At 73.1% G+C, this 23,184-nt stretch carries 18 protein-coding genes and 1 pseudogene; 5 read left to right on the plus strand and 14 right to left on the minus strand.

Annotated elements, in window-relative coordinates:
- Positions 1-116: 116 nt before the first annotated feature.
- Entirely contained in the window at positions 117-1,160 is a 1,044-nt protein-coding gene (locus tag ACZ4Z3_RS33635; RefSeq protein ID WP_468504585.1) for a glycoside hydrolase family 5 protein, read from the minus strand.
- Positions 1,161-1,254: 94 nt separating this feature from the next.
- A pseudogene (locus tag ACZ4Z3_RS33640) lies at positions 1,255-1,647 on the minus strand (hypothetical protein); the annotation flags it as partial.
- A 707-nt stretch (positions 1,648-2,354) separates the two neighbouring features.
- On the opposite strand from ACZ4Z3_RS33640, the gene ACZ4Z3_RS33645 reads away from it, so the two are divergent.
- On the plus strand, positions 2,355-3,362 hold the full coding sequence (locus tag ACZ4Z3_RS33645; protein ID WP_468504586.1) for an isopenicillin N synthase family dioxygenase: 1,008 nt from the start codon (positions 2,355-2,357) through the stop codon (positions 3,360-3,362).
- Positions 3,363-3,375: 13 nt separating this feature from the next.
- Here ACZ4Z3_RS33645 and ACZ4Z3_RS33650 read toward each other — a convergent pair whose 3' ends face one another.
- Positions 3,376-4,476 carry a citrate synthase 2 gene (locus ACZ4Z3_RS33650; protein WP_468071720.1) on the minus strand — a complete coding sequence of 367 codons (1,101 nt, stop codon included), beginning with the start codon at positions 4,474-4,476 and terminating at the stop codon, positions 3,376-3,378.
- A 233-nt stretch (positions 4,477-4,709) separates the two neighbouring features.
- Here ACZ4Z3_RS33650 and pdxH point away from each other — a divergent pair, with 233 nt between their 5' ends.
- Complete coding sequence (gene pdxH / locus ACZ4Z3_RS33655; RefSeq protein WP_468504649.1) at positions 4,710-5,339, plus strand: pyridoxamine 5'-phosphate oxidase; 630 nt, start codon at positions 4,710-4,712, stop codon at positions 5,337-5,339.
- Positions 5,340-5,376: 37 nt separating this feature from the next.
- Here the strand turns inward: pdxH and ACZ4Z3_RS33660 are convergent, their stop codons facing one another.
- The 7 genes from ACZ4Z3_RS33660 to ACZ4Z3_RS33690 form a co-directional block, all read right to left on the minus strand.
- Positions 5,377-6,063, minus strand: a complete 687-nt coding sequence (locus ACZ4Z3_RS33660) for a TetR/AcrR family transcriptional regulator (protein ID WP_468504587.1) — start codon at positions 6,061-6,063, stop codon at positions 5,377-5,379.
- Positions 6,051-6,800 (minus strand): enoyl-CoA hydratase family protein, encoded by a 750-nt coding sequence (locus ACZ4Z3_RS33665; RefSeq protein ID WP_468504588.1) that lies wholly within the window; start codon positions 6,798-6,800, stop codon positions 6,051-6,053. Before ACZ4Z3_RS33665 ends, ACZ4Z3_RS33660 begins: the two co-directional genes overlap by 13 nt.
- Before the next feature lie 170 nt (positions 6,801-6,970).
- Entirely contained in the window at positions 6,971-8,104 is a 1,134-nt protein-coding gene (locus tag ACZ4Z3_RS33670; RefSeq protein WP_468504589.1) for an acyl-CoA dehydrogenase family protein, read from the minus strand.
- A 107-nt stretch (positions 8,105-8,211) separates the two neighbouring features.
- Positions 8,212-10,059: an acetyl/propionyl/methylcrotonyl-CoA carboxylase subunit alpha gene (locus ACZ4Z3_RS33675; RefSeq protein ID WP_468504590.1), complete on the minus strand. Its 1,848-nt coding sequence runs from the start codon at positions 10,057-10,059 to the stop codon at positions 8,212-8,214.
- 8 nt (positions 10,060-10,067) lie between these two features.
- The gene (locus ACZ4Z3_RS33680; RefSeq protein ID WP_468504591.1) at positions 10,068-11,666 is read right to left on the minus strand and encodes an acyl-CoA carboxylase subunit beta; all 1,599 of its coding nucleotides are present in this window, start codon (positions 11,664-11,666) and stop codon (positions 10,068-10,070) included.
- Positions 11,667-11,787: 121 nt separating this feature from the next.
- Positions 11,788-13,467: an acyclic terpene utilization AtuA family protein gene (locus ACZ4Z3_RS33685; RefSeq protein WP_468504592.1), complete on the minus strand. Its 1,680-nt coding sequence runs from the start codon at positions 13,465-13,467 to the stop codon at positions 11,788-11,790.
- Positions 13,464-14,258: a TIGR03084 family metal-binding protein gene (locus ACZ4Z3_RS33690; RefSeq protein WP_468504593.1), complete on the minus strand. Its 795-nt coding sequence runs from the start codon at positions 14,256-14,258 to the stop codon at positions 13,464-13,466. Before ACZ4Z3_RS33690 ends, ACZ4Z3_RS33685 begins: the two co-directional genes overlap by 4 nt.
- A gap of 230 nt (positions 14,259-14,488) precedes the next feature.
- Here ACZ4Z3_RS33690 and ACZ4Z3_RS33695 point away from each other — a divergent pair, with 230 nt between their 5' ends.
- Entirely contained in the window at positions 14,489-15,457 is a 969-nt protein-coding gene (locus tag ACZ4Z3_RS33695) for an EamA family transporter (protein ID WP_468504594.1), read from the plus strand.
- Between the two features lie 118 nt (positions 15,458-15,575).
- Here the strand turns inward: ACZ4Z3_RS33695 and ACZ4Z3_RS33700 are convergent, their stop codons facing one another.
- Positions 15,576-16,124 (minus strand): GNAT family N-acetyltransferase, encoded by a 549-nt coding sequence (locus tag ACZ4Z3_RS33700; RefSeq protein WP_468504595.1) that lies wholly within the window; start codon positions 16,122-16,124, stop codon positions 15,576-15,578.
- 127 nt (positions 16,125-16,251) lie between these two features.
- Here ACZ4Z3_RS33700 and ACZ4Z3_RS33705 point away from each other — a divergent pair, with 127 nt between their 5' ends.
- On the plus strand, positions 16,252-17,097 hold the full coding sequence (locus ACZ4Z3_RS33705; protein ID WP_468504596.1) for an alpha/beta fold hydrolase: 846 nt from the start codon (positions 16,252-16,254) through the stop codon (positions 17,095-17,097).
- A gap of 197 nt (positions 17,098-17,294) precedes the next feature.
- Here the strand turns inward: ACZ4Z3_RS33705 and ACZ4Z3_RS33710 are convergent, their stop codons facing one another.
- Positions 17,295-18,410, minus strand: a complete 1,116-nt coding sequence (locus tag ACZ4Z3_RS33710) for a pentapeptide repeat-containing protein (RefSeq protein ID WP_468504597.1) — start codon at positions 18,408-18,410, stop codon at positions 17,295-17,297.
- Positions 18,411-18,597: 187 nt separating this feature from the next.
- Between ACZ4Z3_RS33710 and ACZ4Z3_RS33715 the strand changes: the two genes are divergently transcribed.
- Complete coding sequence (locus ACZ4Z3_RS33715; protein ID WP_468504598.1) at positions 18,598-18,969, plus strand: DUF952 domain-containing protein; 372 nt, start codon at positions 18,598-18,600, stop codon at positions 18,967-18,969.
- A 33-nt stretch (positions 18,970-19,002) separates the two neighbouring features.
- Here the strand turns inward: ACZ4Z3_RS33715 and ACZ4Z3_RS33720 are convergent, their stop codons facing one another.
- Both ACZ4Z3_RS33720 and ACZ4Z3_RS33725 read right to left on the minus strand, forming a co-directional pair.
- Positions 19,003-19,773 carry a metallophosphoesterase family protein gene (locus ACZ4Z3_RS33720; RefSeq protein WP_468504599.1) on the minus strand — a complete coding sequence of 257 codons (771 nt, stop codon included), beginning with the start codon at positions 19,771-19,773 and terminating at the stop codon, positions 19,003-19,005.
- 90 nt (positions 19,774-19,863) lie between these two features.
- Positions 19,864-23,034, minus strand: coding sequence for an FAD-binding and (Fe-S)-binding domain-containing protein (locus ACZ4Z3_RS33725; RefSeq protein WP_468504650.1), 3,171 nt, complete (start codon positions 23,032-23,034; stop codon positions 19,864-19,866).
- Positions 23,035-23,184: the final 150 nt, after the last annotated feature.

Below are 23,184 nucleotides of genomic sequence, written 5' to 3' on the forward strand. Positions count from 1 at the left end.
CATCGTGCGCCGGGTCCGGCGGCGGCGCATCTCGGCGCCCGCCGGACCCGGAGGGAGTCAGCGTCGGTGTCGCGTCGCGGCCCCGCGTCTCACGGCGACGGCCGCCCGGTCCGCGGTCACTGCTTCCACGCCCAGTGCAGACGGTCCAGTCCGCTCTGGTTGTTCACCTTCAGGCTGAGGCGGGTGCCCGTGCCCTGGAGGGTGGTCAGGGAGTACGTGTCACCGTTGCGCAGTCCCGGCCAGTAGACCGAACCGAGGCCCAGCTCCCGGATGGTGTCGGTGGCGGCCTGGATGTACGCGACCTCGTTGGAACCGCCCACCGGGCCGTTGTAGTCGAGGCCGGTCGTCATGGAGGCGCCGAACTCGTCGAGGATCGTGCGCGAGGCGCACGTGCCGATGCGCTCCTTGAAGTCGGCCTTCCACTGGTCGACGCTCGTCCAGTCGGTGTGCCAGAAGCCGTAGTTGTGCAGCGCGATACGGGTGCCGTTCAGCCGGCTGTCGGCGCACACCGGCTTGACGTCCTCGCTGTACTTGATGCCGCCGATGAGGATCCGGTCGCGCGGCACGAAGCGGTGCGTCTTCAACCAGCGGGCGGCGACATCGCGCCATTCCTGCGAGGTGTAGCCGAACGGCTCGTTCATCGGCTCGAAGTACACCTGGGAGTTGCCCGCGTACGACGACGTGATCCGCGCCCACATGCGGTCCCAGGCGGCCCGGTCGTCGATCTTGCCGTCCTTGGCGTTGTCGGCCTCCCAGTAGCCCAGGACGACCTTGAAGCCCTTGGCCGTGGCGGCGTCGATCGCACCCCGGTACGACTTCCAGAACGGGCCGTTCACGGAGGTCGGGTTGACCGGGAGGCGGACGGTGTTGGCGCCGAGCTTCGCGAACCCGCCGATGATCGCCCGGGACTTGGCGTAGGTGGTGGCGTAGCTGTCGGACGTGGACAGGCCCGAGGGGACCACCGCGTCGTCGGCGTAGTTGTCCCGCGGGTCCGCCCAGTTGACGCCCTTGAAGGCGCTCACCGGGAGGACGGCCCTGCCGGTGGAGGAGTCGGACGCGGAGGCGGCGGACGCCGGGGCGGCGAGGGCCCCGCCGAACACCGTGGCGCCGGCCAGCAGCGCCCCCAGACAAGCGGTCCCGCGATGGTTCTTTCGTGGCACGACATCCCTTTCTGGGCAGTTGCGTCCGCGAAACCTCGACAGCAGGTCGGCGGCTCTGTGGCTTCGGCAACGTAGAAGAGATCTCAAACAGAGGTCAACACATCAGCACACCAAATCTCATCAAGAAACCAGGGTCGCCGACCGTTCGGCCAGCCCCGAGCCCTCCAGCCAGCCGCACCCGGATGCCGTCCTTCTCGACCCGCACATCCCGCGACCGCACATCCCCGCGCTCCGGCTCCGGCAACTCGAAGGCCAGGGACAGCCGATCGGCGAGCATCGGGCGCGTGAGCCGGGACAGGGCGTCCAGCAGCTCCGCCAGCCTGCCGTCGTCGTTCAGCGCCTCCCGTACGGTCGCGTCGGGCACCCCCATCCGCCGTGCGGCCGCCAGCAGCGCCCGCGCCCTGCCCGCCTCCCGAGCGAGCGCGGCGAACCCCTTCGCCGTGAGACGCAGCCCCTGCGAGGCGCGCGAGCCGGGCCGGTAGGTCGCTGACGCCGGGGCACGCCGGAACGATCACCGACACGATGCGGCGGATCCATCTCCTGAGCGCTACGCATCACCTCCTCCGAACACGGGCCCCAGCCCGGCCCGCAACCTCGACCCCAGGGGTGCGAGATAGTTCACGATCGCGATCAGACAACCACTCGGGCGTGTCGTCGCCGACCGGGCGACCGCGCTGCGACACCCCGGCGAATATTCCCTCGGAAAATCACTTGAGCGTCCGCGGGCCCCTTCCTAAGGTGTGCGGTACACGAGAAGGGAGGTGGTTCGGCAGATGTATGACAACCGGACGCGTGAGGTGGCTGCGGGCTAGCGGCCCGGCACCACGCACAGTGCGGTGCCGGACCAGCGTGTGATCTCACGCGCAGCCGGCCCAATCTCAAGCAGTCACCCGACCCGTGGGCTCGCCGGTACGTCCGGCCGGCTTTCTCTTCCTTCGGAAGAGAGACCTGAGCCCGCGGGTCGTCTGCGTTTGTGGGGGGCGGAGTATTCTGGGGGCATGGTTCTGATGCTTGTTCGACGCCGGCACGTGGATTTCGTGCGCGTCACAAGCATGGGCTGTCGGCGTTCCGCCTGAGATCAGCCTCTTCGGTCTTTCCCGTTTCTGCTGTCCTGCCCTTCCCCCCTTGGCACCCGCGGCCCCGCCCCACCCTCGGCGCCGGCGCGGGCTCCCGTACACCCTGCGGACGTGTCCCATGATGTATCAGCAGCTTCCCATCATCGATCTCTCGGCGGCCGAGCGCGGGCCCGAGGCGCGCGGGCTGTTGCACGCGCAGTTGCACGGCGCGGCGCACGATGTGGGGTTCTTCCAGCTCGTCGGGCACGGGGTGGAGCAGGCGGAGATCGAGCGGCTCACCCGGGTCATGCGGGAGTTCTTCGCGTTGCCCGAGGGTGAGCGGCTCGCCATCGACAATGTGCGGTCGCCGCACTTCCGGGGCTACACGCGCACCGGGGACGAGCGGACCGGCGGCCGGCGGGACTGGCGGGACCAGCTGGACCTGGGCGCCGAGCGGCCGGCCCGGGTGCCGGCGGACGGGGAGCCCGCGTACTGGTGGCTGCAGGGGCCCAACCAGTGGCCCCGGTCGCTGCCCGAGCTGCGGGAGGTCGCGCTGGGGTGGATCGACCGGCTGAGCGGCGTCGCCGACCGGCTGCTGCGGGAGCTGCTGGTGTCGATCGGCGCCCCGGCGGACTTCTACGCGCCGGTCTTCGGGGAGTGGGCGCACCCGCATCTGAAGCTGGTGCGGTATCCGGGCAGTGGCGGGGACGGCGCCGACCAGGGGGTGGGGGCCCACAAGGACTACGGGTTCCTGACCCTGTTGCTCCAGGACCAGGTGGGCGGGTTGCAGGTGGAGCGGGAGGACGGGCTGTTCCACGAGGTGCCGCCCATCCCCGGGGCCTTCGTGGTGAACCTCGGGGAGCTGCTGGAGGTGGCCACCAACGGGTACCTGCTGGCGACCAACCACCGGGTGGTCAGTCCCCCCGGGGCGACCGAGCGGTTCTCGGTGCCGTTCTTCTACAACCCGCGGCTGGACGCGCGGATAGAGCCGCTGGTCTTCCCGTACGCCTCGGCCGCGCCCGGTGTGACCGACGATCCGGCGAATCCGCTGTTCGCGGAGTACGGGTTCAACGAGCTGAAGGGGAAGCTGCGGGCGCATCCGCTGGTGGCGGAGCGGCATCACGCGGGGCTGCTCAGCCCCGCGTGACCCGGCGGCCGCGTCAGTGGGCGATGTCCTCGTAGCCCTCGATCTCGCGGGGGCTGCGGGGGCCCGGGCCGGTGTAGCGGGCGGAGGGGCGGACGAGGCGGCCGGTGCGCTTCTGCTCGAGGATGTGGGCGGACCAGCCTGCCGTGCGGGCGCAGGTGAACATCGAGGTGAACATGTGCGCCGGGACCTCGGCGAAGTCGAGGACGATGGCGGCCCAGAACTCGACGTTGGTGGCGAGGACGCGGTCGGGCCGGCGGGCGTGGAGTTCGGCGAGGGCGGCCTTCTCCAGGGCCTCGGCGACCTCGAAGCGGGGGGCGCCCAGCTCACGGGCGGTACGGCGCAGCACGCGGGCCCGGGGGTCCTCGGCGCGGTAGACGCGGTGGCCGAAGCCCATGAGGCGTTCGCCCTTGTCGAGCGCGCGCTTGACGTAGGCGTCGGCGTCGCCGGTGCGCTCGATCTCCTCGATCATGCCGAGGACGCGGGAGGGGGCGCCGCCGTGGAGGGGACCGGACATGGCTCCCACCGCGCCGGAGAGGGCGGCCGCCACGTCCGCGCCGGTGGACGCGATGACGCGGGCCGTGAAGGTGGAGGCGTTCATGCCGTGCTCGGCGGCGCTCGTCCAGTAGGCGTCGACGGCGGCGACGTGCTTGGGGTCGGGCTCGCCGCGCCAGCGGATCATGAAGCGTTCCACGACGGACTGCGCCTTGTCGATCTCGCGCTGCGGGACCATGGGCAGGCCCTGGCCGCGGGCGGACTGCGCGACGTAGGAAAGGGCCATGACGGCGGCGCGGGCGAGGTCCGCGCGGGCCTGCTCCTCGTCGATGTCGAGGAGGGGTTTGAGGCCCCAGACGGGGGCGAGCATGGCGAGGGCGGACTGAACGTCGACGCGGATGTCGCCGGAGTGGACGGGGATGGGGAAGGGCTCGGCGGGGGGCAGGCCGGGGCGGAAGGCGCCGTCGACGAGCAGGCCCCAGACGTTGCCGAAGGAGACGTGGCCTACGAGGTCCTCGATGTCGACGCCGCGGTAGCGGAGCGCGCCGCCCTCCTTGTCCGGTTCGGCGATCTCCGTCTCGAACGCGACGACTCCTTCGAGACCGGGTACGAAGTCGGACATCAGGCGGCTCCTCGTGATGTGTGCGACAGGGGGATCGGCTGTTCGGGGGTCCATCCAGAATGTTCCTGCACGATACGCCTGAGTGCCATCTTTGGGGAGGGTGTGCGGCACTCAGTGCCACAACCGGGCGGGGAGCGGTCGGGCGGGCCGTCGGTCGGCGGTGGCCGCGGGCGATACGGCAGGATGACCATGTGAACGATCCCGGTCTGGAGCCCGTGCCCGATCCCGCCGCGATGCGCAAGCAGTACCGCGCCGACGGGCTCGACGAGAGCGAGCTGGCCGCCGGCCCGATGGAGCAGTTCGGGCGGTGGTTCCTGGAGGCCGCGCAGGAGGGCGGGCTGTTCGAGCCGAACGCGATGGTGGTGTCGACGGCCGACGCGCAGGGGCACCCGAGTTCTCGTACGGTGCTGATGAAGGCGTACGACGAGCGGGGCTTCGTGTTCTACACGAACTACGAGTCCCGCAAGGCGCGTGATCTGGCGGAGAACCCGCATGTGTCGTTGGTCTTCCCCTGGCACGCGATCGCCCGGCAGGTGATCGTGACGGGGACGGCGCGGCGGACGGGCCGGGACGAGACGGCGGCGTACTTCCGGGTGCGGCCGCACGGGTCGCAGCTGGGGGCGTGGGCGAGCGCGCAGTCCTCGGTGATCCCGTCGCGGGCGGAGCTGGAGGCGGCGTACGCGGAGTTGACCGCCCGGTACCCGGAGGGCGAGCGGGTGCCGGTGCCGCCGCACTGGGGCGGTTTCCGGGTGGTGCCGACGAGCGTGGAGTTCTGGCAGGGCCGGTACAACCGGCTGCACGACCGGCTGCGGTACGTGGCGCTGCCGGACGGGTCGTGGCGGGTGGAGCGGCTCAGCCCGTAGGCGGGTGTGGTCTGTGGGCAGCCGGGCCCGGCGTGGCTCAGTCCAGGACCTCGTCGAGGAGTGCGGCCCACTGGGCGACGACCTTGTCGCGGCGGCCGGTGTCGTCGGTGAGGAGGTTGGCGAGGCCGAGGCCGCGGGCCATGTCGAGCAGGCCCTGGACGGTTTCGCGGACGCCGGGGACGGTCTCGTCGGCGTGCAGGAGCTCGACGGCGATGCGGTGGGTCTCGCGGCCGACGCGGGCCTCCAGTTCGGTGACGCGGGGGCGGAGCTGGTCCTCGTTGGAGGCGGCGACCCAGAGGTGGAGGGCGGCCCGGAAGAGAGGGCCGGTGTAGAGGTCGACGAGGGCGGCGACGACGGCGCGGCGGTCGGCGGGGCCGTGGGGGAAGAGGTCGCGCAGGGCGAGGGAGCGTTCCTCGGCGACGTATTCGACGGCGGCGGTGAACAGGTCCTCGCGGGTGCGGAAGTGGTGCTGGGCGGCGCCCCGTGAGACGCCGGCGCGCTCGGCGACGACGGAGACGGTGGAGCCGGCCCAGCCGTGTTCGGCGAGACAGGAGACGGCGGCTTCGAGGAGCCGTTTGCGGGTGACGCGGCTGCGGTCCTGCTTGGGGCCGCGTTCGGCGACGGCGGCGGTGTCCGCGGACGCGGTGTCCGTGGCCGTCGCCGTGTCCGCCGTCGTGTCCTTGGACCTGCCCGTCGATGTATCCGCCGTGCTCACAGCACCCATCCCGGTTCCCGTCCTTCGAGGAAGGCCGTCATGCCCTCGCGGGCGTCGTCGGAGTCGAACAGCCGGGACGAGAGCCGGGTCAGTTCGCCCGCGTCCAGGTCGAAGTTCTCCAGCACCTTAGCCGTGAGCAGGCGTTTCGTTTCCGTCAGGGCCCCGGGTGCGGCCCGGCGCAGTCCGTCGAGCACGGGTTCGAGTACGGCGTCGACGTCGGGTCCGGTGGCGGTGAGCAGGCCGATGCGGGCGGCTTCGCCGGGGCCGAACCGTTCGCCGGTGAGGTAGTGGCGGGCGAGGGCACGGGGGTCGGTGCGGGGGCGGAGGGTGAGGGAGATGACGGCGGGGGCGACGCCGATGCGGACCTCGGTGAAGGCGAAGGTGGCGTCGGGTCCGGCGGCGGTGATGTCGCAGGCGCCGAGGAGGCCGAGGCCGCCGGCGCGGACGTGGCCGGTGACACGGGCGACGACCGGCTTGGGGAGGTCGAGGATGTCGCGGAGCAGTCCGACGAGGGCCTCGGGGCGGGGTGGTCGGCGCAGGTCGGCGCCCGCGCAGAAGGTGGTGCCGGTGTGGGTGAGGAGGACGGCGCGGGTGGCGTCGTCCTTGCCGCAGTGGGCGAGGGCCTCGGACAGCTGCCGCACGAGGTCGGCGGAGAGGGCGTTGCGGTTGGCCGGGGAGTCGAGGGTCAGAGTGGTGATGCCGCGGTGGTGGGCGGTGCGTACGAGGGGTGCGGGGGTGTCCGTCACAGGCGCTCCCTGAGTTCTCGGCGGAGGATCTTCCCGGAGGCCGCGCGGGGACGCCGTCGATGAAGGTGACGTGGCGGACGCGTGGGCAGGGGGCGACGCGTCCGGCGACGTACTTCATGACCTCGCCCTCGGTGAGTCCGGTGGCGGTGGGGTGGGGACGACGAAGGACTTCAGTACGACTTGGGCAGGCCGAGGGTCTGGTGGGAGACGTAGTTGAGGATCATCTCCCGGCTGACGGGGGCGATGCGGGACACGCGTGCGGCGGTGATCAGTGAGGCGAGGCCGAACTCGCGGGTGAGGCCGTTGCCGCCGAGGGTGTGCACGGACTGGTCGACGGCCTTCACACAGGCCTCCCCGGCGGCGTACTTCGCCATGTTCGCGGCCTCACCGGCGGCCGCGTCGTCCCCGCTGTCGTAGAGGTGAGCCGCCTTCTGCATCATCAGGCGGGCCAGTTCGAGTTCGATGTGGGACTGGGCGAGGGGGTGCGCGATGGCCTGGTGGGCGCCGATGGGCTGACGCCACACGGTGCGCTCGCGGGCGTACTCGACGGCCCTGGCGAGGGCGTAGCGGGCCATGCCGATGGCGAACGCGGCGGTCATGATGCGTTCGGGGTTGAGACCGGCGAACAGCTGGAGCAGACCGGCGTTCTCGTCGCCCACGAGGGCCTCGGCGGGGAGCCGCATGTCGTCGAAGGTCAGCTCGAACTGCCGCTCGGAGGCGCGGAGTTCCATGTCGATGGGCCGGTAGTCGAAGCCGGGGGTGTCCCTGGGGACGATGAACAGGCAGGGCTTCAGGTTGCCGGTGCGGGCGTCCTCGGTGCGGCCGACTATGAGGGTGGCGTCGGCCTTGTCGACGCCGGAGATGAAGACCTTGCGGCCGGTGAGCAGCCAGTCGGCGCCGTCGCGGCGGGCCGTGGTGGTGATGCGGTGGCTGTTGGAGCCGGCGTCGGGTTCGGTGATGCCGAAGGCCATCGTGCGGGTGCCGTCCGCCAGGGCGGGCAGCCATGCGCGCTTCTGGGCGTCGGTGCCGAAGCGGGCGATGACCGTGCCGCAGATGGCGGGCGACACGACCATCATGAGCAGGGGGCAGCCGGCGGCGCCGAGTTCCTCCAGGACGATGGAGAGTTCGGCGATTCCGCGGCCGCCTCCGCCGTGTGCCTCCGGCAGGTTGACGCCTAGGTAGCCGAGCTTGGCGGCCTCCGACCAGAGGGTCTCCGGGGTGCAGTCTCGGCCGTGGCGTTTGCCGAGGGCGGCTACGGCGGCGCGTAGGGCCTGGTGTTCTTCGGATTCGATCACGGGGGACATGGGGGCTCCTGAGGGGGTGGGTGCGTCGGTCGTTCGGAGAGTGCGGGCGTGTGGGGGTCGGTCGCGCTCACGCGGCGGAGCCGCATATCGAAGCAGCCCCGCGCCCCTTACGTCGGCTGCACCACCGCCAGCAACATGCCGGGCTCCACCTGTTGTCCGACCACCACGTGCAGGGCCGTCAGGGTTCCCGGTGCCGGTGCGGTGATCTTGTGTTCCATCTTCATTGCCTCCAGCCAGAGGAGGGGTTGGCCCGCTTCCACGGTGGTGCCCTGGCTCAGGGCCTCCGCGAGGCGGACGACCGTGCCGGGCATGGGGGCCAGGAGTGAGCCGGCGGTCCGGGTGGTGGTGGGGTCGGGGAAGCGGGGCAGGGCCCTCAACCCGGTGGTGTTGACGTAGCGGGTGTCGCCGTAGCGCGTCACCTCGTACGTCCTGCGGATGCCGTCCGCTTCGAGGACGACCCGGTCGGGGTCGGCGTGGACGACCGTCACGCCGTCGGCCGTCAGGCCCGACCTGGTGTGGCGGTACGTCACCTCGTGCTCCTCGCCCGCCAGTTCGTAGCGTCTGGTGTGGGGCCGGGAGGGCAGGTTGCGCCAGCCGCCGAAGCGGGGGTCGCCGTGGGCGCGCGCGTCGGCGAGGGCGGCGGCCAGGGGCGCGTGCGGATCGGGGGCGGGGGCGGTGAGGTGGGGCAGGTGGCGGTCGTAGAAGGTCGTGGTCATGCGGGCCGTCGTGAACTCGTCGTGGCGCAGGGAGCGGATCAGCAGGGCCCGGTTGGTGGTGGGGCCGTGGATGGTGGCGCGGTCCAGGGCGCCGGCCAGCTTGCGGACGGCCTCGGCGCGGGTGGGGGCGTGGGCGACGACCTTGGCGATCATCGGGTCGTAGTGGACGCCGATCTCGTCACCGTCGGTGTAGCCGGTGTCGAGGCGGACGTCGACCGGGACGGTCAGGCGGTGCAGGGTGCCGGTCTGCGGGGTCCAGCCGGTGGCGGGGTCCTCGGCGTAGAGGCGGGCCTCGACGGCGTGGCCGTGCGGAGCCGGGGGTTCGGGCGGCAGGGCGGTGCCCTCGGCGACGCGGAGCTGTTCGGCGACCAGGTCGAGGCCGAACACGGCCTCCGTCACCGGGTGTTCTACCTGGAGGCGGGTGTTCATCTCCAGGAAGTGGGCGCGGCCGTCGGCGACGAGGAACTCGACGGTGCCGGCCCCGGCGTAGGAGACGGCGTGCGCGGCGCGTACGGCGAGGGTGCGCAGTTCGGCTTCGAGGTGCGCCGGGAGGCCTGGGGCGGGGGCCTCCTCGATGACCTTCTGGTGGCGGCGTTGCAGCGAGCAGTCGCGGGTGCCGAGGGCCCAGACGGTGCCGTGGGTGTCGGCGAGGATCTGCACCTCGACGTGGCGGCCGTCCTCGACGTACGGCTCGACGAACACCTCGCCGTCGCCGAAGGCGCTCGTGGCCTCGGCGCGGGCGGCCTCCAGGGCGGCGTCGAGGTCGTCGAGGCGGCGGACGACGCGCATGCCGCGGCCGCCGCCGCCCGCGGCGGCCTTCACCAGGACCGGGAGGTCGGCCTCGGTGACCTCGGTGAGGGGGGCGAGTCCCATGAGCTGTTTGGCGCGGGTCTTCGACGCCATGGCCTCGATCGCCTCGGGGGGCGGGCCGACCCAGGTGAGGCCGGCGTCGAGGACGGCGCGGGCGAAGTCGGCGTTCTCGGAGAGGAAGCCGTAGCCGGGGTGGACGGCGTCGGCGCCGGCGGCGAGGGCGGCCTTCACCACGAGGTCGCCGCGCAGATACGTGTCGGCGGGGGCCGCGCCCGGAAGGCGTACGGCCTGGTCGGCGACGCGTGTGTGCAGGGCGGTGGCGTCGGCGTCGGAGTGCACGGCGACGGTGCGGATGCCCAGCTCACGGCAGGTGCGGAAGATCCGGCAGGCGATCTCGCCCCGGTTGGCGACGAGCACTGAAGTGATCATGTGGTCCCTCACATCCGGAAGACGCCGAAGCCGCCGCGGGCGCCCTCGTAGGGAGCGGTGTGGATGGCCGACAGGCACAGGCCGAGGACGGTGCGGGTGTCGCGCGGGTCGATGACGCCGTCGTCGTACAGCCGCCCCGACAGGAACATGGGCAGCGACTCGGACTCGATCTGCTGCTCCACCATGGCGCGCAGGGCGGCGTCGGCGTCCTCGTCGTACGGGTGCCCCTTGGCGGCGGCCGACTGGCGGGCGACGATCGACAGGACACCCGCGAGCTGCTGCGGGCCCATGACGGCGGACTTGGCGCTGGGCCAGGCGAAGAGGAAGCGGGGGTCGTAGGCGCGGCCGCACATGCCGTAGTGGCCGGCGCCGTAGGAGGCACCCAGCAGGAGCGACAGATGCGGGACCTTCGAGTTGCTGACCGCGTTGATCATCATCGCGCCGTGCTTGATGATGCCGCCCTGCTCGTACTCCTTGCCGACCATGTAGCCGGTGGTGTTGTGGAGGAACAGCAGCGGGATGTCGCGCTGGTTGGCGAGCTGGATGAACTGGGCGGCCTTCTGCGACTCCGCGCTGAACAGGACCCCTTGGGCGTTGGCGAGGATGCCGACGGGATAGCCGTGCAGGGTGGCCCAGCCGGTGGTGAGGCTGGGGCCGTAGAGGGGCTTGAACTCGTCGAAGTCGGAGGCGTCGACGATGCGGGCGATGACCTCGCGGGGGTCGAAGGGCACCTTCGGGTCGGCCGGGACGATCCCCAGCAGCTCCTCCGCGTCGTACTTCGGGGGCTCGGCGGGTCCGGGGTCGGGGTGGGCCTTGCGGTGGTTGAGGCGGGCGACGACGCGGCGGGCCTGGCGCAGGGCGTCGTGCTCGTCGACGGCGAACTGGTCGGCGAGGCCCGACACGCGCGCGTGCATCTCGGCACCGCCGAGGGACTCGTCGTCGCTCTCCTCGCCGGTGGCCATCTTCACCAGCGGCGGACCGCCGAGGAACACCTTCGCCCGCTCCTTGACCATGATCACGTGGTCGGACATGCCGGGGACGTAGGCGCCGCCGGCGGTGGAGTTGCCGAAGACGACGGCGACGGTGGGGATGCCGGCGGCGGACAGCCGGGTGAGGTCGCGGAAGATCGCGCCGCCCGGGATGAAGATCTCCTTCTGGGAGGGCAGGTCGGCGCCGCCGGACTCGACGAGGCTGATGCAGGGCAGCCGGTTGGCCAGGGCGATGTCGTTGGCGCGCAGGGCCTTCCTCAGGGACCAGGGGTTGGAGGCGCCGCCGCGTACGGTCGGGTCGTTGGCGGTGATCAGGCACTCCACGCCCTCGACGACACCGATACCGGTGACGAGGGAGGCGCCCACCGCGTAGTCGCTGCCCCAGGCGGCCAGCGGGGACAGCTCCAGGAACGGCGTGTCCGGGTCGAGGAGCAGTTCGACGCGTTCGCGGGCGAGGAGTTTGCCGCGCCCCCGGTGCCGCGCGACGTACTTCTCGCCGCCGCCCGCGAGGGCCTTGGCATGCTCGGCGTCGAGTTCGGCGAGCTTGGCGAGCATCGCCTCGCGGTTCGCGGTGTGGTCGGGGCCGCTCGGGTCGAGGGCGGAGGTGAGAACAGTCATCGGTGCGCCTCCGGCGGGGCGGGGCGGCTCTCCGGCGGGGCGGTGGGCTCCGGCGGGGCGGGCGGTGACGTCGGGTCCGGCGTAGCGGGGTGGACCTCCGGCGGGGCGGGGCGGCGGGCGGTCACAGGAGTACCTCCGGGATGTCCAGGTGGCGGGCGCGGAGCCATTCGCCGAGGGCCTTGGCCTGCGGGTCGAAGCGGTGCTGGGAGGCGACGCCCGCGCCGAGGATGCCCTCGACGACGAAGTTCAGGGCGCGCAGCCCGGGCAGCGTGTGGCGGGTGACGGGCAGGTCGGCGGTCTCCGGGAGGAGGGCGCGCAGCCGGTCGGTGGTGAGGGTGTGCGCGAGCCACCGCCAGGCGTCGTCGCCGCGGGCCCACAACCCGATGTTGGCGTTGCCGCCCTTGTCGCCGCTGCGGGCGCCGGCGACCAGCCCGAGGGGCGCGCGCCGGGTCGGGAGCCCGGCCGGCAGCGGCTCCGGCAGGGGCGGTTCGTCGACGGGGCACGGTACGAGGGTGTCGTGCGGCGGGGGTACGGGGATCCGGCGGCCGTCGTGGAGGACGGCGGTGTGCTCGACGGCCCCCTGGTCGACGTACTCGGCGTCGAAGACCCCGTAGGGGGCGCCCTTCCCCGGCGGTTGCAGCACGTGGAAGCCGGGGTAGCTGGCGAGGGCCAGTTCGATGGCGGCGCCGCTGAGGGCACGGCCGACGGCCTCCGGGTCCGGGTCCCGTACGACGAGGCGGAGCAGCGCGCTGGCGGTCTCCTCGGTGGGGGCGTCGGGACGGTCGGTCCTCGCCAGCTCCCAACGCACCTCCTGGGGCGGCGACTTGGCGAGGGCGTCCGTCATCTGAGCCTTCACGACGGCGGCCTTCGCCTCGATGTCGAGGCCGGTCAGGACGAAGACGACCTCGTTGCGGAAGCCGCCGAGCCGGTTGAGCCCGACCTTGAGGGTGGGCGGCGGCGCCTCGCCGCGTACGCCCTGGACACGGACCCGGTCGGGGCCGTCCTGGGTGAGCCGTACGGTGTCGAGGCGGGCGGTGACGTCGGGACCGGCGTAGCGGGCGCCGGCCGTCTCGTACAGCAGTTGGGCGGTGACGGTGCCGGTGTCGACGAAGCCGCCGGTGCCGGGGTGTTTGGTGATGACGCTGCTGCCGTCCTCGTGGAGTTCGGCGAGTGGGAAGCCGGGGCGGCGGATGTCGCCGCCGGCGAAGAAGGCGTAGTTGCCGCCGGTGGCCTGCGTCCCGCACTCCAGCACGTGCCCGGCGACGACGGCGCCCGCGAGACGGTCGTACTCCTCCGGTCCCCAGCCGAAGTGGGCGGCGGCCGGTCCGGTGACCAGCGCGGCGTCGGTGACCCGGCCGGTGACGACGACGTCCGCGCCCTCCCGCAGACAGGCCGCGATGCCGAAGCCGCCGAGGTAGGCGTGCGCGGCGAGGCTGCCGGGGTGCCGGGCGGTGAGGTCGTCGCCCTCGACGTGCGCGACCCGCACGGGGAGGCCGAGCCGGTCGGCGAGCGCCCGTACGGCGTCGGCGAGTCCGGCGGGGTTGAGGCCACCGGCGTTGGTGACGATGCGGACGCCGCGCTCGTGGGCGAGGCCCAGGCACTCCTCCAGCTGGCGCAGGAACGTCCGCGCGTACCCGGCGGTGGGGTCCTTCAGCCGGTCGCGGCCGAGGATGAGCATGGTCAGCTCGGCGAGGTAGTCGCCGGTGAGGACGTCGAGGTCGCCGCCGGTGAGCATCTCGCGCAGCGCGTCGAAGCGGTCGCCGTAGAACCCGGAGGCGTTGCCGACGCGCAGCACGGTCATCGCGCCGCCTCCCCCGGCTCGCGGCCCGGCCCCGGTGGGCCCGCGAAGGCCTGGGCGATGTCCAGCCAGCGGTCGGCGTCGGCGCCCTCGGCGCGCAGGGCGAGGTCGGCGCGGTGGGCTCGCTGGGTGACCAGGAGACAGAAGTCGAGCGCGGGGCCGGTGACCCGCTCGGTGGCGTCCTCGGGGCCGTACGCCCACAACGCGCCGGAGGGGGCGGTGAGTTCGACGCGGAACTCCTCGAAGGGCGGGGTCAGGGAGTGCACCCCGAAGGAGAAGTCGCGGGTGCGGACGCCGAGCCGGGCGACATGGCGGAGCCGGTCGGTGGGGACACGGGTCACGCCGAGGGTGTCGGCGACGTCCTGGCCGTGGGCCCAGGTCTCCATCAGCCGCGCGCTCGCCATCGACGCGGTCGACATGGGCGGCCCGAACCAGGGATACCGCGCGCCGTCGGGGGCGGCCCGCAGCGCGTCCTCCAGAGCCGCGCGCCCCGCCCGCCAGTCCGCGAGGAGCCGGTCCGGCGGTTTGTCCACGCCCTCCTCGGCGCCGTTGTCCACGAAGTCGCCGGGCTGCGTCAGCGCGTTCTCCACCTCGTGGGCGAAGGCCTTCTGATCGGTGACGGCGAGCAGCGCGGCACGGTCGGTCCAGGCGAGATGGGCGATCTGGTGGGCGATCGTCCAGCGTGGCGCGGGGGTCGCGAGCGCCCACCGCTCCACGGGCAACTCGGCGACGAGGGCGTCGAGTTCGTCGCTCTCGGCACGGAGGTCGTCGATGACGGGCGTCGGGTCGGCCATGGGGGGAGGATGACAGGGCGACCATAAACAAGCAAGCGTGCTTGCATTTTTAGCCACGCGAAGACGGGGTACCCAGGGGATGCGTAAGCCTCAAAAGGATTTACACCCCTGTCTTAGTCCACTAGCTTGGACTGTGCAGTCATACACATTGAACGCACCGCCTACTCTCCCGCTCCTGGACGGCTCCCGTGACACCTCCCCGTGCTGATCGGCCCGCACCCACCCCTCCGGTGTCGACCGCCCCGTCTCCCAGCTCCTCCCCCACCACCCCCTCCCCTGCTTCCGCCCATTCCGCCCACTCCACCCGGGCCCGGGGCCTCGGTGCGCTCGGGCCCGTCGGGCTGGTGCTGGCCGGCGGGGTGTCGGTGCAGTTCGGTGGGGCGCTGGCGGTGAGCCTGATGCCTCGGGCGGGGGCGCTCGGCGTGGTGACGCTGCGGCTGGCGGTGGCCGCGCTCGTGCTGCTCGTGGTGTGCCGGCCCCGGCTGCGCGGGCACTCGCGCGCCGACTGGGGCACCGTCGTGGCCTTCGGCATCACCATGGCCGCGATGAACGGCCTCTTCTACCAGTCCCTCGCCCGGATCCCCCTGGGGCCCGCCGTCACCCTGGAGGTGCTGGGCCCGCTGACCCTGTCCGTCGTCGCGTCCCGCCGCGCGGTGAACCTCGTGTGGGCCGGACTCGCCCTGTGCGGCGTCTTCCTCCTCGGCGGCGGGGGCGGCGGCTTCGGTGACCTCGACCCGGTCGGTGTGGCGTTCGCGCTGTCCGCCGGTGCGATGTGGGCGGCGTACATCGTCTTCAGTGCCCGTACGGGCCGACGGTTCCCGCAGGCCGACGGGCTGGCACTGGCCATGGTCGTCGCGGCGGTGCTGTTCCTGCCGCTCGGGGTGGTGGAGTCGGGGGCCCGGCTCCTCGCTCCGACGACCCTGGCACTCGGCGCCGCCGTCGCCGTCCTGTCCTCCGTCCTCCCCTACACCCTGGAACTGCTCGCGCTGCGCCGCCTGCCCTCCTCCACGTTCGCCGTCCTCATGAGCCTGGAGCCCGCGCTCGCGGCAGCCGCCGGCTTCCTCGTCCTCGACCAGACCCTGTCCGCGGCGGAGTCCCTCGCGATCGCGCTGGTGATCGGCGCGAGCATGGGGGCGGTACGGACGCAGGTGGGGCGGAGGAAGGCGGAGGGGGTGGCTGCGGGGGCGGGGGCGGGGTGAGATCCGCGTCGGCTGCGGGCCGGGGGCGGGCTGAGATCCGCGCCGGACGCACGTACTGCGCGGACCCTCGCGTGATCACTCTTACGTGAGGATCACGTGCCGGTGTCTTACGTCGGGATCACGCGTCGGGGTCGCGCAGGCCGACGGCGTCGTGCCGCCAGAACGGCTCCATGTAGACCAGCGTCCCCGTCATCCACGGCTCGTACGCCGGGAGCCTGAGGACCTGGAAGGCGCCGTCCGGGATGCGCAGGGACGGTCTGCGGAAGCCCAAGCCGCCACCGGGTGCGAAGCCGAAGCGCGCGTAGTAGCCGGGATCGCCCTCCAGCCAGACCAGAGGAACCGCCCGTTCGGCGAGGATGCTCAGCCCCTGCCGGACCAGCGCCGAGCCGATCCCCTGCCCCTGGAACGGCGGCGCCACGGCCAGCGGGCTGAGGACGTGCACGTCGACCAGCCGCCGAGGAGCGTCGAGGGGGCCCCGGGTGAACATGACATGCCCGACGACCTGGCCGTCGTGCTCGGCGACCAGCGACAGGCCGTCGTCGGCCGTGAGGGTGTCCCGCAGGGTGTCGACCAGGTCGGCCACGGCCGGGCCATGGTCACCGAACGCGCCCAGGTGAACGCCCCGCACGGTCTGTATGTCGCTCGGAAGTTCTTCGCGGAGATCCATTCCCGGAGGGTAGGCACCACTGCGGGTGTCTCTCACATGATTTTGCGGCCGAGGGCCGAAGCGGCCGTAGGTTGGACATGGCCCCGCCGGTCCCGGTGAGGGCGAGTCGTCGGACGGGGGTGGCGTGGTGCCGGAGGTCGAGCTGTCGGCCGGGACGATCGACTATCAGGACACCGGCGGGGACGGGCCCGTGCTCGTGTTCGGCCATGGCCTGCCGATGACCGGGACACAGTGGCGCAAGGTCGTCCCGCTCCTGGACGGCTGCCGTTGCGTCCTGCCCACGCTGCCCCTCGGCGGTCACCGTCGGCCGATGAGACCGGACGCCGACCTGTCCCACCGCGGCGTCGCACGGCTGCTGGGCGAGTTCATGGAGCGGCTCGGCCTGGACGACGTGACGCTCGTCCTCAACGACTGGGGCGGCGGCCAGTTCCTGGTGACGGAGGCGCGGGGCCACAGAGTCGGGCGGCTGGTGCTGGTCGCCTGCGAGGCGTTCGACAACTTCCCGCCCGGCCCAGCCAAGGCCCTGGCCAGGGTCTGCAAGATCCCAGGCGGCGTCCGGCTGCTGACCCGCCTCATGCGGGTCCCCGCGTTCCGGGACAACCCCCGCGGATACGGCGGGATGAGCCTGCGCGGCATCCCGGACGAGATCCTCGCCGAGTGGTTCGCCCCCGCGACCCGCAGCAGGGCCATCCGGCGGGACTTCGCCAAGTTCGCCACGTCGGCGCCCGGCCGGGCCGTCCTGCTGGAGTGGAGCGAGGAGCTGCGGGACTTCGACCGCCCGGTCCTCGTCGTCTGGGCCACGGAGGACCGCCTGATGCCGCGCGAGCACGGCCCCCGGCTGGCCGCGCTGTACCCGAAGGGCCGGCTGATCGAGATCGAGGACTCCTCCACGCTCGTACCGGAGGACCAGCCGGAACGCCTCGCCGAGGCGATCAGGGACTTCGTCGAGGGAACGGGCGGCACCTCGACCTGAGTGCCGGGGCTGGACGAGGGTGCCTGGACCGAGGCGCGGGCGCCCTCCGCGGCGCCCGCGCCCGCTCCCGCGTCCGCGCCGGACGGCGTGAAGTACACCGGGAGGTACTGGTCGTACAGCCAGGCAACGCCCGCCAAGGTGATTCACACGTCAGCCATCGAACCGCTACGACAGCCCCGGCCTGCCGGGTCAGCCGGTCACGGAAGTGAGCGCAGGGGTGGGTACCGGTGGGTGATGCCCGGCGGCTGGAGGAGGGGCGGGGGCTCGGGCCCCGGGTCCTCCGTGGGGACGACGCCGGCGGTGGCGGGGTCGAAGCCGGGAGGCCAGCGGGTGTGTTCGCTGGTGAGGGCGCCGGTCAGCCGGGCCTCGTGGAGGTCGGCGGCGCCGAGGTCGGCGCCTCGCAGGTCGGCCAGGCGGAGGTCGGCGCGACGGAGGACGGCACCGGACGCGTCGGCCTTGCGGAGGTTCGCCTCGCGGAGGTCGGCCTCGGTGAAGTCGGCGTCCCGCAGGTCGGTCTCGACCAGCTTCGCGCCCCGCAGGTCGGCCCCCACGAGACGCGCCCTGCGCACGATCGCCGTCGTGAGGTCCGCGTGCCGCAGGTTCACGGAGACCAGGGAGGACTGGGTGAGGTTCGCGTGGTAGAGCCCAGCGCCCTCCATGCAGGACCGGTCGAGGTTGACCTCGGGCAGCCACAGTCCGTCGCAGTCGGCCCGCCGCAGGTCGGTGACGCCGAGGTTGAGCCACGACTGCTCCCTGGGGTGCAGCAGCAGCACTCCCAGTCCCGTCAGGGCCACTTGGGCATCAGCCATCCGGACCTCCAGGGGCGCCACGTCGTTGATGTGCGCCCCCGCCCCTGGTGCCCCCGGTACCGCCTCCCCATCCGCGGGCGGCCACGGCAGATGCGTACGCAGATACGCGGCCAGGATGGACAGGATCGCCTCGCGGTCCCTCGCCGAGTGCTCCGCTATCCGCCACAGCGCGTGCAGCCCGCCGATGCGCACGTCCGTCTTGTCGCTGCCGAGCTGGTCGATCGCCCGGCTGAACCGGTCGGTGACGTAACCCTCCTGGGTCGCACGCAACCCGTCCTGGCTCACCCGCAGTTGACGCCAGGTCGCGTACGCGCCGAAGAGCACCACGAGTCCGCCGATCGCCTGGAGCAGGGTCGTACGGACATCGCTCACGGCCTTCAGCCGGTCCCGCGCGTCCACGCTCGCCCCGGCGAGATCGTGGTCGACGACCACGCCCGGCAGGAGGACCAGCAGCGCGCCGAGCGCGACGGACACCGCCGTTCCGATCAGGACGACGGCAATCACGCGTCCCCGGCCCGCCGCTCGGCGTACCCCCGGCCGACCGCCTGCGTCCGGCACCCCGTTCCCCATGGGCACGGGAGCCTAGGGCGGTGGTCGGTGAGCGATCAAGGTGGGGACCGGCCCGCCACGGCCGCCGTCGGGGTCGGGCGTCGGGCGTCGGGCCCTGCCGGGTGTGCTGTATAACCGGCCCATGATCCACCACGTCGTGTCCCCCGAGGCCTGGAACGCCCGGCCCGATCAGCCCTACGCTCCCGCCTCGCTCGCCGAGGACGGGTTCGTGCACTGTTCGCCCGACGAGGCGACGACCGTCGCGGTCGTCAACGCGTTCTACCGGGACGCTCCCAGGCCGTTGCACGTGCTCATGCTCGACGAGGAACGGCTCGACGCCCGCGTGGAGTTCGAGGCGGCGGCACCCGCCCCGCCGCCCGGTGTCGGCGACGACGTCCTGTTCCCTCATGTCTTCGGCCCGCTCAACCGGGACGCCGTGGTGGGCATCCAGGAGGTCGAGTGGGACGCGGAGGGACGCGCCACCGGGCTCAGGGACGTCACGGACCTGGGCTGAAGTCTGACGGAGCCCCGCCGCACGCGCCCCCGCTCACGCGCCGCCTCTGCCGTCCTTCGGGCCGAACACCGCCAAGGCCTCGGCGTCCGTCGTCCGGGCGTTGAGGTAGTGGTCGGCCCACGCCGCGATGTCCTCGTAGCCGCACTCGGTGGTGAGGCGGGCGACAGCCGCGGGGATGTCGAACGAGGTCGTGCGGAGGTCGACGCCGGGGCCCAGCAGCGCCCAGTGCGCGCCGGGGCGGCCGTACGGCATGCCGACGCTGCCCGGGTTGACGATCAGGCGGCCCTCGGCGAGGCGGGTGTAGGGCATGTGCGTGTGGCCGCAGACGATCGCGCGGACCTCGGCGGACACGTGCGCGAGGACCTCCGTCCAGCGGGCGGGGCGGGAATCGACCAGCACCACCTCCTCGTCGTCGCGGGGCGTCGCATGGCAGAAGAGGGTGGGCCCGAGGCCCCGGACGGCCAGAATTCGCGTCCTCGGCAGGGACGCGAGGAACTCGATCTGCTCGTCGCTGAGCGCCTCCGCCGCGTACGGGCCGATCGGGTCGGGGATGGTGGCGCGGTCGCCCCGGCGGTACTCGACCAGTTCGCGGTCCGCGTTCCCCCCGATCCACACCACCCGGTCGCCCTCCCCGCGCAACAGGTCCAGCACCTCGGCCGGTTGCGGACCCGCCGTGATGTCACCGGTGAGGACGATCCGGTCCGCCGTACGCACCTCCGGCTCCGCCAGCACGGCCTCCAGGGCGGGGAGCACGCCGTGGATGTCCGACAGCACGGCCACGCGGTCCAGTTCCGGTGACGTCATCCCGCTCCCCTCATCCCTCTCCCCTCATCCCTCTCCCCCTCATCCCTCTCCCCTCATCCCTCTCCCCCTCATCCCGCTCCCCTCTCCCCCTCATCCCTCTCCCCTCTTCGCCCGGTCCAGCCCTTCCGCCAGCACCTCCGCCAGGTGCGAACCCCGCCGCCCCGCCAGTTGCTCCAGCTGCGTCCGGCAGGAGAAGCCGTCCGCCAGGATCAGCGTGTCCTCCGTCGCCGCCCTCACCGCCGGGAGGAGTTGCTCCTCGGCGCAGGCGACGGACACCTCGTAGTGGCCCTTCTCGAAGCCGAAGTCGCCGGCCAGTCCGCAGCAACCGCCGCTGAGGTCGCCGGTGAGGCCGGCGGCCGCGCGGAGGCGGCGGTCGGGGGCGTCGCCCAGTACCGCGTGCTGGTGGCAGTGGGTCTGGCCGACCACCGGGCGGTCGAGCGCGGGCGGCGTCCAGCCGGGGGCGTACCGCTCCAGGGCCTCGGCGAACGTGACGACGGAGGCGGCCACTCTGGCGGCCCGCGGGTCGTCGTGGAGCAGCTCGGGGAGGTCCGAGCGGAGGGCCGCCGCGCAGCTCGGTTCGAGGACGACGAGGGGCAGACCGGCCGGGCCGAGGTCGGGGTCCTCCTCCAACGACGCCTCCGGGGAGGGGGAAGAGGGGGCAAGGAACGGGTCCAGCAAATCCAGCGTGCGGCGCAGCACCGCTCGGGCCTGGTCGAGCTGGCCCGTGGAGATGTACGTGAGGCCGCAGCAGAGCCTGCCCTGCCGCGACGTGAACCGGGTGCGGGCGAGTGACCCTCGGGTGAGGTCGGCCTCCCGGCCCGCCTTTCTCCGCTTCAGCCAGGCCGGTTTCCGCCTCGTCCGGAGCGTCGGCGGCACGATCACCTGCACCCCGGCCGCCTCCAGCACGCGCAACGCGGCCCGCCCCACGGACGGGGAGAGGTACTCGGTGAAGGTGTCGGTCCACAGCAGCACGGTGGCCGGCGGCACCCCGTACGCGTCGCCGTCCCCGCCACGCTCACCATCCTCGGCGCCAGCCCGGAGCCCGGCCTCGTCACCCGCCCGGAGCCCGGCCTCATCAGCCGCTCCGAGCCCGGCCCCGTCGAGGGTGCCCGCCGCCGGTTCCTCGGGGACCGGCGGGCGGAGGACCCGTCTCGGCCCCCACCGCGGTGGCCGCCCCTCCGGGCGGTCCCACTCGACCCACTCGACCCACTCGACACCCTCGCCCGGCTCGCCCCCCTCATCCCACTCGACACCCTCGTCCGTCCCGTCCCCCTCCCCGCCCCGCCCCCCGTACCACCGTGAGAACGGCACCGGCGCCAGCCTCGGCAGGTCCCGCTCCCCAGCGATCCCTGCCAGCCGTTTCGCCAGGCCGGCCAAGGGGCGCACCCCGGCGAGGAGGTTGACGAGGCCGGCCGTGCGGGTTCGGGCGATCAGGTGGAGCCATACCGGCAGACGGCCCATCGTGTAGTGGGCGGCGGGGCGGCGGCGGCCCGCGTAGTGGTGGTGGAGGAACTCCGCCTTGTACGTGGCCATGTCGACGCCGACGGGGCAGTCCGAACGGCAGCCCTTGCAGGACAGGCAGAGGTCCAGTGCGTCCCGTACCTCGGGCGAGCGCCAGCCGTCGGTGACGACCTCACCGGCGAGCATCTCGTGCAGCAGGCGGGCCCGGCCGCGCGTCGAGTGCTCCTCCTCGCCGGTCGCGCGGAAGGAGGGGCACATGACCGCGCCGGAGCCCGCAGCCGCCTCCGTCGTACGGCATTTGGCGACGCCGACGCAGCGTCGTACGGCCGCCGAGAAGTCGCCGCCGTCCTCCGGGTATCCGAACACCACCGGGACCGGGTCGCGGGGCAGCGGCGCGAAGCGCAGGTTGGTGTCGAGGAGGGCCGGGCGGACGAGCATGCCGGGGTTCAGGAGGTCGTCGGGGTCCCAGAGGGCCTTGGCGCGCTCGAACAGCGCGATCAGGTCGGGACCGTACATCCTCGGCAGCAGTTCGGCCCGCGCCTGGCCGTCGCCGTGTTCCCCGGAGAGGGAACCACCGTGGGAGACGACCAGGTCGGCGAGGTCCTCGGAGAAGCGGCGGAAGCGGGCGACGCCCGGCCCGGTGAGGAGGTCGAAGTCGATACGGACATGGATGCAGCCGTCGCCGAAGTGGCCGTAGGGGGTGCCGCGCAGGTCGTGGGCGCGGAGGAGGCCGCGGAAGTCCCGGAGGTACGCGCCGAGTCGGGCGGGCGGAACCGCGCAGTCCTCCCAGCCGGGCCAGGCCTCGCTGCCGTCGGGCATCCTCGTCGCGGTCCCGCCGGCGTCCTCGCGGACCCGCCACAGGGCGCGCCGGGCGGCGGGGTCGGTGACCACCAGCGCGTCGGCCGCGTCCGCCGCGCGCACGATCGCCTCGGCGTGCGCCCGCGCCTCGGCGGCCGTGTCCCCGCCGGTCTCCACGAACAGCCACGCCCCGCCCGCCGGCAGCCCGGACGTGCCCGGGGGCACGAGGTCCGCCGCCATGCCCTCCACAGTCAGCGGGCCGTGCGGCAGGAGCGCGGGGGCCGCCTCGGCCGCCGCGCTCTCGTCGGCGTACCCGAGGACGGTGAGGGCACGCGCGCGGGGTGCCTCGACGAGGCGTACGACCGCCTCCGTGAGGACGCCGAGGGTGCCCTCGGAGCCGCAGAAGGCGCGGGCCACATCGGCGCCCCGCTCGGGGAGCAGGGTGTCGAGGGCGTACCCGGAGATACGGCGGGGCAGGTCGGGGAAGCCGGTGCGCAGCAGCGCCAACTCCCCCTCCACCAGGGTCCGCAGGCCCTCCGGGGCGCCCGACCAGCGCTGCCCGAGGCGGCGGGCCCCGCCCCTGCCGTCGAGGACCGACAGCTCGCGCACGCTGTCGGCGGTGGTGCCCCAGGCCACCGAGTGGGAGCCGCAGGAGTTGTTGCCGATCATGCCGCCGAGGGTGCAGCGGCTGTGGGTGGAGGGGTCGGGGCCGAAGCGGAGGCCGTGCGGGGCGGCGGCCTCCTGGAGGCGGTCCAGGACCAGGCCCGGCTGGACGACGGCCGTGCGCGCCTCGGGGTCCAGGGCGAGCAGCCGGTTCATATGGCGGGTGAAGTCCAGGACGACGCCCGTGCCCGTGGCCTGGCCGGCGATCGACGTGCCGCCGCCGCGCGCCACCACCGGCACGCCGTGCTCCCGGCACACCGCGAGGACGGCCGCCACGTCGTCCGCGTCCCGGGGCGCGACCACGCCGAGCGGCACCCGACGGTAGTTCGACGCGTCCATGGTCATCAGCGCCCGCGCGGTCGTGTCGAACGCGACCTCGCCCCGCACGGCCGCCGTCAGCGCCGCCCGCAGCCCGGCCGTCGCGTCCGACCGCGCCGAGCGCCGCCCCGCCGCCGTCGCCGACCTGGTCGAGTGCCGCTCAGCCGTCGA

This window comes from Streptomyces sp. NPDC030296 (assembly GCF_055572815.1).

Bases quoted from the DNA above. Each gene is read 5' to 3' on its own strand.
- ACZ4Z3_RS33645 (WP_468504586.1), top strand. From the start codon at position 2,355: ATGATGTATCAGCAGCTTCCCATCATCGATCTCTCGGCGGCCGAGCGC.
- ACZ4Z3_RS33650 (WP_468071720.1), bottom strand. From the start codon at position 4,476: ATGTCCGACTTCGTACCCGGTCTCGAAGGAGTCGTCGCGTTCGAGACG.
- pdxH (WP_468504649.1), top strand. From the start codon at position 4,710: ATGCGCAAGCAGTACCGCGCCGACGGGCTCGACGAGAGCGAGCTGGCC.
- ACZ4Z3_RS33660 (WP_468504587.1), bottom strand. From the start codon at position 6,063: ATGGGTGCTGTGAGCACGGCGGATACATCGACGGGCAGGTCCAAGGAC.
- ACZ4Z3_RS33670 (WP_468504589.1), bottom strand. From the start codon at position 8,104: ATGTCCCCCGTGATCGAATCCGAAGAACACCAGGCCCTACGCGCCGCC.
- ACZ4Z3_RS33675 (WP_468504590.1), bottom strand. From the start codon at position 10,059: ATGATCACTTCAGTGCTCGTCGCCAACCGGGGCGAGATCGCCTGCCGG.
- ACZ4Z3_RS33680 (WP_468504591.1), bottom strand. From the start codon at position 11,666: ATGACTGTTCTCACCTCCGCCCTCGACCCGAGCGGCCCCGACCACACC.
- ACZ4Z3_RS33685 (WP_468504592.1), bottom strand. From the start codon at position 13,467: ATGACCGTGCTGCGCGTCGGCAACGCCTCCGGGTTCTACGGCGACCGC.
- ACZ4Z3_RS33690 (WP_468504593.1), bottom strand. From the start codon at position 14,258: ATGGCCGACCCGACGCCCGTCATCGACGACCTCCGTGCCGAGAGCGAC.
- ACZ4Z3_RS33700 (WP_468504595.1), bottom strand. From the start codon at position 16,124: ATGGATCTCCGCGAAGAACTTCCGAGCGACATACAGACCGTGCGGGGC.
- ACZ4Z3_RS33715 (WP_468504598.1), top strand. From the start codon at position 18,598: ATGATCCACCACGTCGTGTCCCCCGAGGCCTGGAACGCCCGGCCCGAT.
- ACZ4Z3_RS33720 (WP_468504599.1), bottom strand. From the start codon at position 19,773: ATGACGTCACCGGAACTGGACCGCGTGGCCGTGCTGTCGGACATCCAC.
- ACZ4Z3_RS33725 (WP_468504650.1), bottom strand. From the start codon at position 23,034: ATGGACGCGTCGAACTACCGTCGGGTGCCGCTCGGCGTGGTCGCGCCC.